Source organism: Bradyrhizobium sp., from assembly GCF_016462955.1.
Lineage (GTDB): Bacteria > Pseudomonadota > Alphaproteobacteria > Rhizobiales > Xanthobacteraceae > Bradyrhizobium.
This window is the reverse complement of the sequence record NZ_JAEMSD010000145.1, coordinates 1-14,139: the sequence shown is the minus strand read 5'-3', so window position 1 is coordinate 14,139 and position 14,139 is coordinate 1. Positions and strand designations below refer to the sequence as shown.

The window sequence follows — 14,139 nt, the reverse complement described above, 5'->3', positions numbered from 1 at the left end:
GGCAAACATCTGGTAGATCCAGACGCCAAGGCCGTAACTGCCGACCGTTCCGACCGCGAGCACGGGCATCACGATTGCGGTCAGGAACAGGAAGGCGAAAATCTCCATGCGCCTACGGCGCACGCGCGACGTCGCGTCCTCAGGGGCGGACATGTCCGGTCTCTCGAATGATGTGGGGAATCGAGACGGCATCCGGGCCGTCGCCTTAGCCTACCTTAGATGCCCGCGGGCCGACGAGGCGTTGATCTGGATCAATCGGGCGCCGAACCGGATGTCGCAGCGCGCGGCGCCCGCGCCGGACGTGTGAAATGCCGACCGCCGGTAAGATCCTTCCGCGCGGCGGAATCAGCGCTCCGTAGACAGCGCCGCCTCACGCATTAAGATGCGACTAACAAAAAGAATGCGGGAGATCGACGCCATGAAGTTCGGCATCTTCTACGAGTTGCAGCTGCCGCGGCCTTGGGTAGCGGGTGACGAGCTCAGGCTCTACCAGAACGCGCTCTCTCAGATGGAGCTCGCCGACAAGCTCGGCTACGATCATGCCTGGGTGGTCGAGCATCACTTCCTCGAGGAATATTCGCATTCGCCTTCGCCGGAATCCTTCCTCGCAGCTGCAAGCCAGCGCACGCAGAACATCCGGCTCGGCCACGGCATCCTCCAGCTCACCACCAATCATCCGGCGCGGGTCGCCGAGCGTGTCGCGGTGCTCGACTTGCTCTCGAACGGCCGCTGCGAGTTCGGCATGGGCGAGAGCGCGTCCATCACCGAGCTGGAGCCGTTCGGCCGCGACATGGAGACCAAGAAGGAGGTGTTCGAGGAGGCCGTCGCTGCGATCTTCCCGATGTTCAGGGACGCTGGAAGCGAGCACCACGGCAAGTATTTCGACATCCCCTTGCGCAACGTCGTGCCGAAGCCGGTGCAGAAGCCGCATCCGCCGTTGTGGATGGCGTGCTCGCAGCTGCCGACCATCGAACGCGCCGGCCGCCACGGCTTCGGCGCGCTCGGCTTCCAGTTCGTCAGCGCCGATGCCGCGCACGCCTGGGTCCACGCCTATTACAACGCGATGACCAAGCGGCTGCACAAGCTCGCCGACTACGAGATCAACCCGAACATGGCGCTGGTCTCGTTCTTCATGTGCGCCAAGACCGACGAGGAGGCGCGTGCCCGCGCCGACGGCGCCACCTTCTTCCAGTTCGCGCTCCGCTTCTACGGCGCCGCGCAGAACCGCCAGCGGCCCGCGCCCTACACCGTCAACATGTGGGACGAGTACAACAAGTGGAAGCGTGACAATCCGCAAGCCCAGGAGGCGGCCTTGCGCGGCGGCCTGATCGGCTCGCCCGAGACGATCCGGAAGAAGCTGAAGCGCTTCCAGTCCTCGCATATCGACCAGGTCATCCTGCTCAACCAGGCCGGCAAGAACAGTCACGAGCATATCTGCGAATCGCTCGAGCTGTTCGGCCGCGAGGTGATGCCGGAGTTCCAGAACGATCCGGCTCAGGCCGAATGGAAACGCGGCGTGATGAACGGCGAGATCGAGCTGGAGGAGATCGACACCGAGGCCTTCACCGACCGCTACGGCAAGCTCGCGATCGACGTCGCGCGCGCCGGGTAGGGCTCGCACTTATATTTCTCGTTGCCTGGCCGACGCGCCGATTCAGCGGCGCAACCTGCTCACTTGATTTAACGCAACGCGACTCGCGAGCCCGGCCGCACAACGGCGTCCGGCTGGCGCGTCAATGGTCGCGCCGTTGGAGGGGGCCGTGTCGTGCACAAAGGCTTCGTGCTCGTTGTCGCGAGCAAGTTGCTTTATTCAATTCCTGTTAGGAGAGCTGCCGGCTTTTCGATGCGAATAACGGCAAAGATCTGATGACGTGGCGGCTGCAGGGCACCGGGAGCACCAGCGCCGAGAGAGGATTCACCGCCCGCTTCGACAATCCCCGACGTGACGTGACCGTCACGCGAACGCCTGCTTGCGTCCGCCACCCCGGCCAAGTCCAGCGCGCAGCAGAGGGCGCCGGGGCACGACCGCGATCTGCTGCTGCGCAAGGCCCGCGAAGCGGAAGCCACCGTGAAAGCTGGACTCGCAGGGCTGGCTCGGCACGCTGATCGAGAGGTTCGATCCCGAACCGCGGCTTATGCGACTCTTGCCGTACCGCGGTCGGCCAGAACTGTTGCCGCCGCCTTCCTGATTTCGAGGACGCCGTAAGGCTTGCGCAGGAGCACGAAGCCTTCGTCGGACGCAGCCTGCGCCTGCGCGCTATAACCGGTGGCAAGGATTATCGGAAGGCTCGTGCCCGGCAATTCCCGAACTCTGCGCGCGAGCTCGAGTCCGTTCATGGGGCCCGGCATCACAATGTCGGAGAGGAGGAAGCGGTAGGCCTGGTCCGACGTCTGCAGATGCCTCAGCGCGCTCTCCGCGTCACTGAGCAGGTCGACGCTGAACCCGAGATCCTCGAGCAGGCCGCGCGTCACTTCCCAGACGTCGCGGTTGTCCTCCACCAGCAAGACTTTTCCGGTGAACCGCAGTTCTTCCGCTGCCTCGGCAGGACTGGCCGAAGCGCTCTCGTCGAAGGTCCTCGGAAGATAGATGGTCACGCGCGTGCCGCGGCCTTGCTGGCTCTCGACGATCGCCGTCCCGCCGGACTGTCGGGCAAATCCATAGACCTGCGAAAGGCCAAGTCCTGTTCCCCGTCCCACCTCCTTCGTCGTGAAGAAGGGCTCGAACACCCGATCGAGAATCTCGTCCGGGATACCGCAACCGGTGTCCTGAACGGCGATCGCGACGTACTCACCGGACAGGCCCGGCGGAGCTTCGGAGGCGCCGACGTTCCTGGCTCCTATGATCAGCTGTCCGCCGTCGGACATGGCGTCGCGCGCGTTGACTGCCAGATTGAGCAGGGCCAGCTCGAACTCGTTGACGTCGATCTTGACCCGCCCGAGTTCGGGAGCGATCTCGGTTCGCACGACGATATCGCCGCGGAGACTCGCCTGAAGCATCTCCTGCATCTGGGGAAGCCTGAACTTGAGGTCCACGACCACGGGATCCTGGGGCTGCCGGCGCGAGAAGGACAGCAGCTGCCGCGTCAGCGTGCTTCCCCGGTTCACCGCCTCTTCGATCGCCTGGAACGATCTTGCCAGCCGCGCGTCCGCGGACAGAGTGCGCTTGATCCTGTGTGCGCTGCCCTGGATGACCATGAGCAGGTTGTTGAAGTCGTGCGCGACCCCTCCCGTGAGCTGGCCGAGTGCCTCCAGCCGCTGACCTTGCTTCAGCGCAGCTTCCGCGGCTTCGCGCCGGACCACCTCATCCCGATAGCTTTCGGCGCGCCGCAGTGCATAGAGTGACAGCGCCAGCAGGCTCAGCGCGATCGGAATGCCGACCGCAAGCCGCAGCAATGTGTCGCGCCAGAACTCGGCGCGGAGCGCGGCCTTTTCGATGCCGGCCACCACATAGATCTCGTAGCCGCGCACTTTTTGATAACCAACGATCCTTTCCAGCAAATCCAGCGGCGATTGCATCTCCAGCAAGCCTGCGGTCGGCTGCTTCTCCATGGCGCGCGAGAGGTCGTTCGGTCCCCTTATGTCTTCGATACGGCCCTCGGGAAAGCGGGCCAGCACCGTTCCATCGGAGCGAACGAGGCCGAATGCGTCCCGTCCCCGCGAGAGCTTCCGATAAAATTCCGAGAAACTGTCGGGAGTGACGGTTATGCCGATCACGCCCTGGAAGCCGGCGGCCGGATCGCTTGTGCGTCGGCCGCTGACGACGAAGAACCGCTGCGTCCCGACGCGGGCGCGGAGCACCTCGCTGATATAGGTGTCGAACGAATTCAGCTGCGCTTGGAAGTAGCTTCGGTCGGAGTTGTTCAGATCTCTCGGGACGGGCAGGATCGTGCTGGACACCAGGGGATGCCCGTTCTTGTCGAAGGCCCAAATGGACTCGATCTGCGGCAAGGCCTGCTGGGTGCGCTTGAGCCTGACATACAGCGCCGATTCCGAGGCGCGGATCGCCTCGTCGGACATGCCGCGGAGCACTTCATTGGTTTCCGAGATCGAGCGCTCGACGGTTTGCAGCGACTTCTGGGTCTGCTCATGAAGCACGTCGAGCGAGCTCTGGATGCGCTCCCGCGCCTGTTCGTGTATTGACTGCCAATCCTGCCAAATGGAAAATGCCAGAACCCCCGCGGGCAATGCGAGGCTCAGAACGGCGATCAGCCGCAGCGGCCAGAAAAGGCTCTGTTTCGATGGACTCACGCTTGCCCCGGAACCCTTTTGAGAAACATGGAACCCTGCTACCGTCCGATGGTTCCACGTTGCCGCGAATTCCTCGCACGGAGCGGGCCGATGAGTAAGGGGGGAGCGCTCTGGCTGGCCGCGGCGTTGGCCGCCGCAGTGCTATCGGAGGGCCGGCCGAGCCTTGCCGGGGATGACCAGACCGGACCCCTGCCGCTCTCGGCGAAGGGCCAACCGGTCGTCGGTTTTCCCGAGGGGGCTCCTGCCACGCCACCCCTGCCGCCGGTCTTCACGGCAGAGGAGCTGACAAAGCTGCGCAACGGGCGCTACCGTGCCGCCATCGCGATGCAAGCGCTGGATACGCCTTGGAATTCCCTGCAGGTCCAAGCAATCTCCGACACCCTGGGCAAATACGGGGTGGAGGTCGTGGCCGTGACGGATGCGGCTCAGGATCCGGCGCGGCAATCGGCGCAGTTGCGGGCCTTGGCCGACCAGAAGGTTCACGTCCTGTTTTCGGTCCCGATCGATCCGGCCACGCAGGCGCAGGCCTATCGGCGCGTCGGCGAGGCCGGGATAAAGCTCATCTTCATGGATAACGTGCCTCACGGACTGCAACCGGGGAAGGACTATGTCACGGTGGTTGCGTCCGACAACGAGCAGAATGCGGCTTTTGCGACTGAGGAGCTCCTGAAGGCGATCGGTGGCCGTGGAGAGGTCGCGCTGATCACCTACAGTTACGACTCCTACTACTCGATTGCGGCGCGTCGCCGTGGCTTCGAGCGGACATTGACCTCCCACCCGGACGTTCGGCTCGCGGTAGTCGAGAAGTTCACCCAGCCCAGCGAAGTCTATCACAAGACCATCGCGATGCTGACGGCGCGCCCGACCATCAAAGGCATCTTTGCCGTGTGGGCTGATCCTGCAATGCAGGCGATTGCGGCTGCGCAGGCGCTGGGTCGCGAGGACATCGTCGTGACGACGAACGATCTCGGGCCCGATAGTGCGCTCTATGTCGCTCGCGGCCAAATACACGCCATCGGTGCACAAATGCCTTATGACCTGGGTGTGGCAGAAGCAAACGCGGCTCTGTATGCCCTCCTGGGCAAACCCGTCGCTCCCTACATCTCGATCGCGGCGCTCGGCGTCAAGCAGAGCAATTTGTTGTCTGCACTTGAAATGGTGACGAAGCGTAGCCCTCCTCCTGAAGTCGCGGCTGCTTGCGGAGACAAATGCACGGGGGTGGCGGCAAGGTGAGCTGGACGAGGTGACCTGGACGAGGTGATTTCGGCCTGAGGTCGCCCACGTTGAAGAAGAAGACGGAGGCGAGGATGCAGTCAAATGGGGCAGGTTCAGATCTGGCGGCCAGCGACGTCACGTCCGCGGTGCTCGCCATCGGCCGCCCGGATTTCCCTGACGTCCTGATCGACACGCTGCGCCGGCAGGCCGGCGTCGGTCATTGCATGGTGTTCGCGCTGAGCCGGACGGGTGCGGCACGCTGCCTGCTCGATGCCGGCAACATTCCGATCGGCGGCGATCTCGGCGCGGCCTATGCCGGCCAGTTTCACGAATCCGATCCCAACCGTGAGGCGCTGTTCGAAGGCGAGGGCCGCGCGCCGATCATGCTGCCGGCCTTCGCGCCGCGCATGTACGGCGCGCGCTATCGAAAGATCTTCTTCCGCGATTCCGGCATCGTCGACAAATGCGCGGCCGCGATCTGGGTGGACGACACCTGCTTCTACGTCAATTTCTACCGCATCACGTCGCAGGGCCGCTTCGGCGCCGCGCAGCGCGAGCGCCTCGGGACGATCGCACCGGCGATCGCTGCCAGCGTCGCGCGCCATTTTCGCAAGGAGCCGACAACCGATGTTGCGGCGCTGTTCGCAACGCACGCGCCGCTCTCCGCGCTGACGCCGCGCGAGCAGGAGGTCTGCCGCCGCATCCTCGCAGGCTATAGCTCCGAAGCGATCTCGCGCGAACTCGGCATCGGCCTGCATTCGACCCTGACCTACCGCAAGCGCGCCTATGAGCGGCTCGGCATCTCCTCGCAAAACGAATTGTTCGCAATCGTGCTGCGGCTGCTCTCGGGGCCTGGCGGAGTGAACTAGAGGCAGGGCCATCGCATATGGTGCTTCGCGCGAGCCTCCTCCTTCGAGACGCCCGCCTCCGGCGGGCGTCTCGAAGGATGGCCACAGGCGAGATCGCTCCCATATGCGACAGCCCTGGAACGAGAGCGTCGGCAAGTCCGCGACACCGAGCAAAGCGACCACACATCCGGCCGGCATGACGTTCGCCGTCACGAGACGGCGACTGCGCGCCGGTCTCCCCAATGGTCAGCCAGACCGGCGAAGTCGGCATCAGGCTGCCGCATCGCGGCAAGTCCCTCCTTCATCGTGATCTGCGGCGCGTAGCCCAGTTCGTCCTGCGCCTTGCGGGTGCTGATCGTGAACGGCTTGCCGATGAGGCGCAGCATCTGGCGCGTGATCGGCGGCTCGCCGCTGAGGCGCAGAAGACGCCACGCCGCTGACATGAGGCCGGCCATGGTCCACGCCACTGCGAACGGGACGGACTTGTCAGGCGGGCTTATCCCGCGGGTGGCAAGCAGCGACGAGATGAAGCTCTTGAGGGTGCTCTGCTCCGCGTCTGCGACGAAATACGCCTCTCCGCCGCGACCCCGGTCTGCGGCGAGGATCAGCGCGTTGCACAGATTGTCGACATGACAGCTCGACATCGCCTGCGTGCCTCCAGCGACCCATTGCCACCGCCCAGCCTTCACCGTGTCCACCATGTGATCGAGCGTCGGCATCTTGCCTCCCCAAATGAAGGGGGGCCGCAGCGCGATCGTCTCCAGGCCCGGGCGGACGCCGTTGGACGCCAGCAAGATGCGTTCGCCTTCAGCTTTCGATGAGGCGTAGGGCGAGAAGGCGCGGACTTGTAACGGAAGATTTTCGTCGGCATCCAGCATCGGCTCGGGATCACCCATGACCACCGCCGCTGCGCTGACCGCGACCACGCGGCGCACGCTGGGCGACGCCGCCGCCGCGGTCACGACGGCACGCGTGCCCTCGACGTTGGTCCGATCGAAAAGCTCTTGCTTGCCCCAAAGCTTGAAGTGCGCAGCAACGTGAAACACGATTTCGCAGCCTTGCATCGCCGTTCGCAGCGCCTGCTCGTCGTCGAGCGCGCCACGAACCGGCGTCGCCCCGAGCGCTTTGACTTGCGCCTCGCTCGAAGCAGCTCTCGCCAGCGCCCGCACCTGCCAGCCTCGGGCGAGAAGGTGCGAGATCAAACGTCCCCCGACAAAGCCGGAGCCGCCGGTCACGAGCGCAAGTCGGGCCTGTTCGGATGGTTTCAGGAGATCAGTCATGGCGAACCTCTCGAGCTGAATGGTGCCCGATCATGTCGCGCGTCCGTTCAAAAGTCAACGAACATAATTCATATTTTGTTCGGATTTGAAAGCATGGCGGCTTTGCTGTACCTCTTGCCGGGAAAACGCAGGTCGATATGCCCTCAAGTTCCCCTTCCGACGACAATTCCTTCCGAGAGCAGATTCTCGATGCCGCCAGAGCCCAGGTACGTCGGCATGGCGAGGCAAAGACCAACGTGGTCGACATCGCGCGTGCGCTTGGCACGTCGCACACCACGATCTATCGCCACTTTCGCTCCAAGGCAGACATCTTCGACGCCCTTGTCGTCGAGATGATGCGCGACGAGGAAGAGATGGCGAAAAAATTCGTCGAGGCGAAAGGATCCTTCGCAGAGCGCCTGGAGGGCATGGTGATTGCGTTACATGCCCGCAAGCGCGAGCGGTTTGGCGCCGATGCAGAGGTTTATGGCCTGTATCGCCGCATCGTTGAGGAGCGGCCGGAAATCATCGCGGCGTATTCGAAAGCGATGACCGCTCTCGTCGCCCGCATCCTGGCTGATGCAAAAAAGCGCGGTGAAATCCGAGTCGATGATGTCGAGGCCGCCGCCGGTGTGGTGCGGGACGCGGTGACCGTGTTCGTCCATCCCGCTCACGTGGCAACCGCTGTCGCGGCCAATCTCCCCAGCGAGAAGATGGCTCGCAACGTCGTGCGCACGATCTGCGCCGGATTCAAAGCGGGTCTCAAATTGACGTGACGCCGGTGGCGGCGGGCTGATTGAGATCAGCAGACGACCCGGCTCCGTGAATGGTTAGTTTGCTGCTCAGACGCCGCTTACCGGCAGCTTCCGCTGCTGTCCTTCACTGCCGTTGAGCCGGTGCCGCTAAATGTCGATTCAGAGAGGTAGACCGGAAGTGTGCAGCCAAGCGCAGGACTGACGTTGTTGACCCAAAGCAGTCATAGAGTGGGAGCCGTCGGCGACTTTGGAAGACCCGCGTAGCACTCGATCCCGAGCGATAAATCGAGCTCAGCAAGTCGAGCAGGTGTCGTGCTGGACAATTCGTCGGCGAGAAATCCGTGCATGAATTGAATGATGATACTCGCCGTTCCGCCGTCGGCCTTGACCTCGGCAAAGAACTCTTGGTGAGGCCCCAGTGCGTCGATCAGACGCAATAAATCAGACGCAAAGCGTTCGGGCGTTGCGGCGAGATGTTCGGGGTCGGGAGTAAAGCGGATGCCTCCCATCGCTGGTCAAAACGGCGCTGTTGACCCATTGCAGACTTGAGCGACAAGCCGGCCTGACTTGCAGGATCGAGTTCCGCTCCCCAAGCTTTCGGCCTATCGCCATAACCTTCACTAAACCAAGCCTAGCAGCGATAGCTTTACGAATAACCTCTACCTAAGGTCGCGTGCTACGATTTCAGAGGTTTACGTGGGTTGGAAGCTTTTTGCATTATTCGCTGTCGTGCTCGCGTGTTATGGCATCGCCGATGCAGGGAGCGCGGCGCAGATTGTCGACCTTGCAATTGAAGTGCTTTCAGCCTGCGGTCTTGTGCTAATGGCGTTCAAAATTGATTTCCTTCCCGGGACTTTTTGGCGCGGGTTTGCTGGCGCATATTTTGCGTATTATGCTATTGGGTTTGCCGAGAAGGTTTTTATCACCCACGGCGGTCACGCTTCCGTCATCATCGAAAATGCGCTCACATACGCTGTATTTCATATAGCCATCGGCTATGGGCTTTGGCTGAATGGTTCGACACATGAGCAGCACGGTCCCGTGCGTCAGGGCGGTCCCGGCTAAGTCACCCAAAGCGGCCCACCAGCATCTAGCCAGGGGGCGGGTGCAGTTTATGCCATTTTGCGCGAGCAGTTTCCTCTGATCCGCCGCGTCGTACTTCATCTTCTCGGAAGTTTTTCCAATATCGGTAGGTGCAATATAGCCCGCACAGCCAAAGACCGACGAGGAGCAGAACAAGCGGAAGAATGAAGCTTTTCACGAGCTCGATTGGATCGAGAAACTTCAGGAAGACAATCACGGCGAGACATACAGCTCCAGCAACCGCAAAGCCTCGCACTCGAAACCGCCAAACTCGGACTTCCTTTGAAAGAGTCATCCCTGTCCCTTCAGGGTACGTACGCTCTCGCGCCTAATTGGCTCTGCGGCTTTCGTCTTCGAATGGCGGACGACTGAGATGCCTCGTAAGACGCCCCTCATTGCCCCATCCGTAGCGCGTAGCGAACGGAACGTACACAAGGCAGGCTAGGCCCAACGCAATCAGCATCACGACGAGGCTAACGCCGAAGAACATGTAGGCGCTTGACGTACCCCCGACGACAAGGACGAGCATAAGGGTGGAACGGGTGCTGAAAGGCGACATACCCGCTAAAGTAGCACGAGGACGCTCTCAGCTGGCACCTCTCTGACGATTAGGGTTTGCAGACCATTAAGTCAGCTTCTGGCCCGTTTGAGACATGCCGGGGCGGTCCGACCATGTCCGTTCACAGGGGTAGACCGGAAGAGAACGGCACGCAGGCAAGTGACGCGTTTGACCCTCACCAGACAAATGGTGCGCCAATCAAAACGGCCCAGTTTCTTCGTGGAGAGGTCTCATTCTTTCCTCCATCCAAACGGCGGCAGATGCGAAAATTGCCGTCCTCGGCCAATGCCGATCCCCCTCCGGTGTGTGGCTCCAAGTCAAGTGGACCTCTGCGACGCGGCTGTCGGTAAGCTCGAACAAGACGTCGTCTTGATCGTAACGCCTCGCGAGCGCAACGACGGATAGCCCGAACAACGGATGCGAGGCGCCCAGTTCAGAATGAAGCTCTGCTTGTATTGCTTCTCGCTCTTCCGGCCGCTCGATTGGCATCCATGGTTCCAGCCAGTCAATTTTCATCAAAGCTTCGCCTCAGTCGAAACCCCTTCGTTCATATCAGGTCAAGCCTTCAATGTCGCCTCTTGGCCCATTCGAGAAGTTGCGCCACGTCTGCCGGAGATCCGCTCATCGCGGCAGAGCGGACCAGATTTGCTCAACCTGAGTTCTTCGCAGTTTGACCCTTTGCAAACCTTACCAAGAGTTGGCACATTGCGCGATGATGAGCGACCGGATTATCAACATCCTGCCTGCATGCGGGCTGTGTATATTGTGTCTTGCGGTTGCCTTGCCAGTTCATTCGCTTTCCGCCTCTGCACAACAGCCAGCTTGCGCCCTTCGATGCCGCGCAGAGTTCGTGTTCGATGGCACGTGCCATAAACCATCGGTCGGAGCTAAACTCTTTTCGGGGCGTATCCTCGGCGTTTCACTTGAGTGTCCGAACGCAATTCTCCAGATAGAAATTCAAATCGTGAACTGCCTCCTGCTGTTGAAATCCAACTTGGAGCTTGCACCCGATTTTACGGTCAGGTCGGCGATCTGGTGCAGTTCGCCGTGAAACGACCAAGTTCAGACGTGCGACGATATCCCCTGGCCTGTGGTCCTCCTTAGTCGGCGACTTCTGCTTCTGGCCCAAAGCCGTCGCCCAGTAATGAGCGAAGGACGCCCGCTCCGCGGAGAAATTCAGCCCCGGATGCGCTCTGCGCTCAGAAGCTTTGTCCACCTCGCCAGGTCATCGTCAGGCGGAACTCTCACTGCACCATATCCTGCGTTCAGCGTTAACCATGGCTGACTGTCCTTGTCTCGGCCACATCGCTTCGAAGTTTCTTAAAACTTGCTGAGTACCTCTCTTGGGCATGGTGACGCCGGGGAAAGCGATGAAGAAGCGGGCCAAACGTGGCAAGGCGGAGACCATCGCCCTCCCGATGGCCGCGCGCGTTGGAATTGGCGTCGTGGCCGTCGCCGCATTGGGTTACGGCTTGCTGTCCCGTCCGGCGGGCGTGCAGCCGGCCCGGAAGCCGCCTGCGTCCCAGGCCCAGGCGTCTTCAACTCCGGTCTACGTGGCACCTCCGGTTCATACATCCGCGCCTGCGCCGGCTGCAATTTCGGCCCCGGCGCCGCCGGCCGAACCGCCGAAGGCCGACGCTGATGCGCCCGGAGCATTGGTCCGGCAGGTGGTCGACTACGCCAGCCGCCAGGCGCCGGGTACCGTGATCATCGATACCGGAAACACGTTTCTTTATCTGGTCCTGAACGACAGGCAGGCGATGCGCTACGGCATCGGCGTCGGCCGCGAAGGTTTCGCGTGGGCCGGCGAGCAGACGGTGGCGCGCAAGGCAGAATGGCCGGATTGGCGCCCGCCCGTGGAGATGGTTTCGCGTCAGCCCTACCTGCCGCGGTTCATGGCCGGCGGTCCCGGCAACCCGCTCGGCGCGCGGGCGATGTATCTGGGCGAAACCGAATACCGGATTCACGGCACCAACAAGCCCGATACGATCGGCAAGCGGGTGTCGTCGGGATGTATCCGGCTGACCAACGAGGACGTCGTCGACCTCTACGAGCGGGTGAAGGTCGGCGCGAAAGTGATCGTGCTTCCGAATGCCGCTGCCCGCAAACCATCCCCGGGAGCGCCGCCCGACGCCGCGTCCCGATCGCCGGATTCTGCGGCGCCGCCGAACCGGCCCGCGGCAACCAACGCGCAAACGCCGGCGTCCGGACCGAAGGTTGCCGAGGTCCGGTAGCTCCAGGGGACGGGTCGTCGCCTCGGCGAATCGTCAGCAGCGCCGGGATCGGCGGTGTCAGCTGCCACCCTCCGCCAGTTGCGCGGCTCCTATGACGTGTGTTCCTGGCTTGCCCGCAACAGACGCCTCGATGAGTTGGCGGGCCACGTTGGTCACCGAACTGGCACGCGCAACCCGCGGCAACAGGGGGGATACGAGGCCCAGGACAATCCGCACCGCTTGCTGGACTGGCCTGCTTTCGGCGCGTTCGCCGTCCAGGAAGCCCGGCCGCAGGATCGTCAGGGACGGGAAAGCGAGCGCCCCGATCGCCTGCTCCACCTCGCCCTTTGTCCGCGTGTAGAGAAACAAGGATCGCGGGCTGGCGCCCAGGGACGACACCAGCGCGAACCGACCAACCCCGGCCTCGCGCAGTCGCCGCGCTACGAGCAGCACCAGCTCGTAATCGACCGCTCGAAACGCCGCTGCCGACCCCGCCGCCGCCCGCGTCGTTCCGAGCGCGCAGACCGCGCCGTCGGCTTGCCATTCCTCACCGCCGGCACCGGCAAGCAAATCATCGAGCCGAGGATTGTCCACCTTTTCCAGGGGCGGCAGCGCACGCCGTGTCGGCGCGATGATGCGCGTGATGCGAGGGTCCGCCAGAGCGAGCTCCATTGCGCGGCCGCCCACCAGCCCCGTCGCGCCAACGATGAGCAGTGTGGTCATGACCATCCTTTGTTGGATTTGCAGGCCGAGTGTACAGAAACCGGTCGCCACGGCAAATTTGAAGCCGGCGGGCGACGATCTCCAGGTCCCGGCAGCTGTCAAGGTTGTGCGCCGCAGGAAACTTCCTTGCCGCTTTGTCCCTGCAAACCTGACGGCCGAACGACTGCTTTGGCGCCTTCGTCCCAATCGCTGGGGACAGACGCCGGGCGCGGAGTTCGCTAGTCTGCCCTGAAGCACACAAACCCCCGGGGAGACCGCCTTGAGCACCGCGCCGCGCATCGACATCGACCCGGCCGCGTTCTGGGCCGACCCCTATCCGATGCTCGCGACGATGCGCAAGGAGGCGCCGATCGCCTTCGTGCCGCAGCTCGGCTCGACGCTGCTGACCAGCCGCGACGACATCTCGGTCTCCGAGAAGCAGATCGACGTGTTCTCCTCGCACCAGCCCGCCGGCCTGATGAACCGGCTGATGGGCCACAACATGATGCGCAAGGACGGCGAGGCGCATCTGGCCGAGCGCCGCGCGATGTTTCCGACCGTGTCGCCGAAGACGGTGAAGGCGCATTGGACCGCGCAGTTCCAGGCTCATGCGGATCGAATCCTCGACCGCCTCGGGCCCGGCCGTATCGATTTCATGCGCGACTTCGCGCTGCCGTTCTCCGGCGAATGCCTGAAGTCGATCACCGGCCTCACCAATATCGGCTTTCAGGACATGGATGCGTGGTCGCAAGGCATGATCGAGGGCATCGCCAATTATGCCGGCGATCCCGCCGTCGAGGCTCGCTGCCATGCGGCGACCTCCGGCATCGACGCCGCGATCGACGATATCCTGCCGGTAATGCGCAAGCGCCCGGACCAGAGCATCCTCGGCGTGCTGCTCGCCTCCGGCATGGCGATGGAGAGCGTGCGCGCCAACGTCAAGCTCGCGATCTCGGGCGGCCAGAACGAGCCGCGCAAGGCGATCGCCGGCACGGTCTGGGCGCTGCTGACCCATCCCGATCAGCTCGATCTTGTCAGGCGCGGCGAGGTGTCCTGGCTCCAGGCCTTCGAGGAATACGCCCGCTGGATCTCGCCGATCGGCATGTCGCCGCGGCGCATTGCAAAGCCCTGGACGATCCGCGACGTGTCGTTCGAGACGGACGAGCGCGTGTTCCTGATGTTCGGCTCCGCCAATCGCGACGAGAAGCACTTCGAGCGTGCCGACCAGTTCGACGTGCGCCGCGACACCTCCAAGAG

Annotated in this window: 12 protein-coding genes; 7 read left to right on the top strand and 5 right to left on the bottom strand. The window is 63.0% G+C overall.

What is annotated here, in order from left to right:
* Positions 1–153, bottom strand: a 153-nt coding sequence (locus JHD07_RS16805) for a periplasmic nitrate reductase, NapE protein (protein WP_291624189.1), incomplete at its 3' end; no start/stop codon positions are given.
* Positions 154–418: 265 nt separating this feature from the next.
* Here JHD07_RS16805 and JHD07_RS16800 point away from each other — a divergent pair.
* Complete coding sequence (locus JHD07_RS16800) at positions 419–1,612, top strand: LLM class flavin-dependent oxidoreductase (protein ID WP_291624184.1); 1,194 nt, start codon at positions 419–421, stop codon at positions 1,610–1,612.
* Positions 1,613–2,133: 521 nt separating this feature from the next.
* Here JHD07_RS16800 and JHD07_RS16795 read toward each other — a convergent pair.
* Positions 2,134–4,248, bottom strand: coding sequence for a hybrid sensor histidine kinase/response regulator (locus JHD07_RS16795; RefSeq protein WP_291624182.1), 2,115 nt, complete (start codon positions 4,246–4,248; stop codon positions 2,134–2,136).
* A 90-nt stretch (positions 4,249–4,338) separates the two neighbouring features.
* Between JHD07_RS16795 and JHD07_RS16790 the strand changes: the two genes are divergently transcribed.
* The gene (locus tag JHD07_RS16790) at positions 4,339–5,481 is read left to right on the top strand and encodes a substrate-binding domain-containing protein (protein WP_291624180.1); all 1,143 of its coding nucleotides are present in this window, start codon (positions 4,339–4,341) and stop codon (positions 5,479–5,481) included.
* A 74-nt stretch (positions 5,482–5,555) separates the two neighbouring features.
* Positions 5,556–6,332, top strand: coding sequence for a LuxR C-terminal-related transcriptional regulator (locus tag JHD07_RS16785; RefSeq protein ID WP_291624179.1), 777 nt, complete (start codon positions 5,556–5,558; stop codon positions 6,330–6,332).
* A gap of 188 nt (positions 6,333–6,520) precedes the next feature.
* Here the strand turns inward: JHD07_RS16785 and JHD07_RS16780 are convergent, their stop codons facing one another.
* Complete coding sequence (locus JHD07_RS16780; RefSeq protein ID WP_291624177.1) at positions 6,521–7,591, bottom strand: NAD-dependent epimerase/dehydratase family protein; 1,071 nt, start codon at positions 7,589–7,591, stop codon at positions 6,521–6,523.
* Between the two features lie 137 nt (positions 7,592–7,728).
* Here JHD07_RS16780 and JHD07_RS16775 point away from each other — a divergent pair, with 137 nt between their 5' ends.
* On the top strand, positions 7,729–8,346 hold the full coding sequence (locus tag JHD07_RS16775; RefSeq protein WP_291624175.1) for a TetR family transcriptional regulator: 618 nt from the start codon (positions 7,729–7,731) through the stop codon (positions 8,344–8,346).
* Positions 8,347–8,546: 200 nt separating this feature from the next.
* Here the strand turns inward: JHD07_RS16775 and JHD07_RS16770 are convergent, their stop codons facing one another.
* Positions 8,547–8,834 (bottom strand): hypothetical protein, encoded by a 288-nt coding sequence (locus JHD07_RS16770; RefSeq protein ID WP_291624173.1) that lies wholly within the window; start codon positions 8,832–8,834, stop codon positions 8,547–8,549.
* A 187-nt stretch (positions 8,835–9,021) separates the two neighbouring features.
* Between JHD07_RS16770 and JHD07_RS16765 the strand changes: the two genes are divergently transcribed.
* Entirely contained in the window at positions 9,022–9,390 is a 369-nt protein-coding gene (locus tag JHD07_RS16765) for a hypothetical protein (RefSeq protein WP_291624171.1), read from the top strand.
* A gap of 1,947 nt (positions 9,391–11,337) precedes the next feature.
* Entirely contained in the window at positions 11,338–12,201 is an 864-nt protein-coding gene (locus tag JHD07_RS16760; protein ID WP_291624187.1) for a L,D-transpeptidase, read from the top strand.
* 57 nt (positions 12,202–12,258) lie between these two features.
* Here the strand turns inward: JHD07_RS16760 and JHD07_RS16755 are convergent, their stop codons facing one another.
* Positions 12,259–12,903: an NAD-dependent dehydratase gene (locus JHD07_RS16755; protein ID WP_291624169.1), complete on the bottom strand. Its 645-nt coding sequence runs from the start codon at positions 12,901–12,903 to the stop codon at positions 12,259–12,261.
* Positions 12,904–13,162: 259 nt separating this feature from the next.
* Here JHD07_RS16755 and JHD07_RS16750 point away from each other — a divergent pair.
* On the top strand, positions 13,163–14,139 hold a 977-nt coding region (locus JHD07_RS16750), incomplete at its 3' end, for a cytochrome P450 (protein ID WP_291624167.1).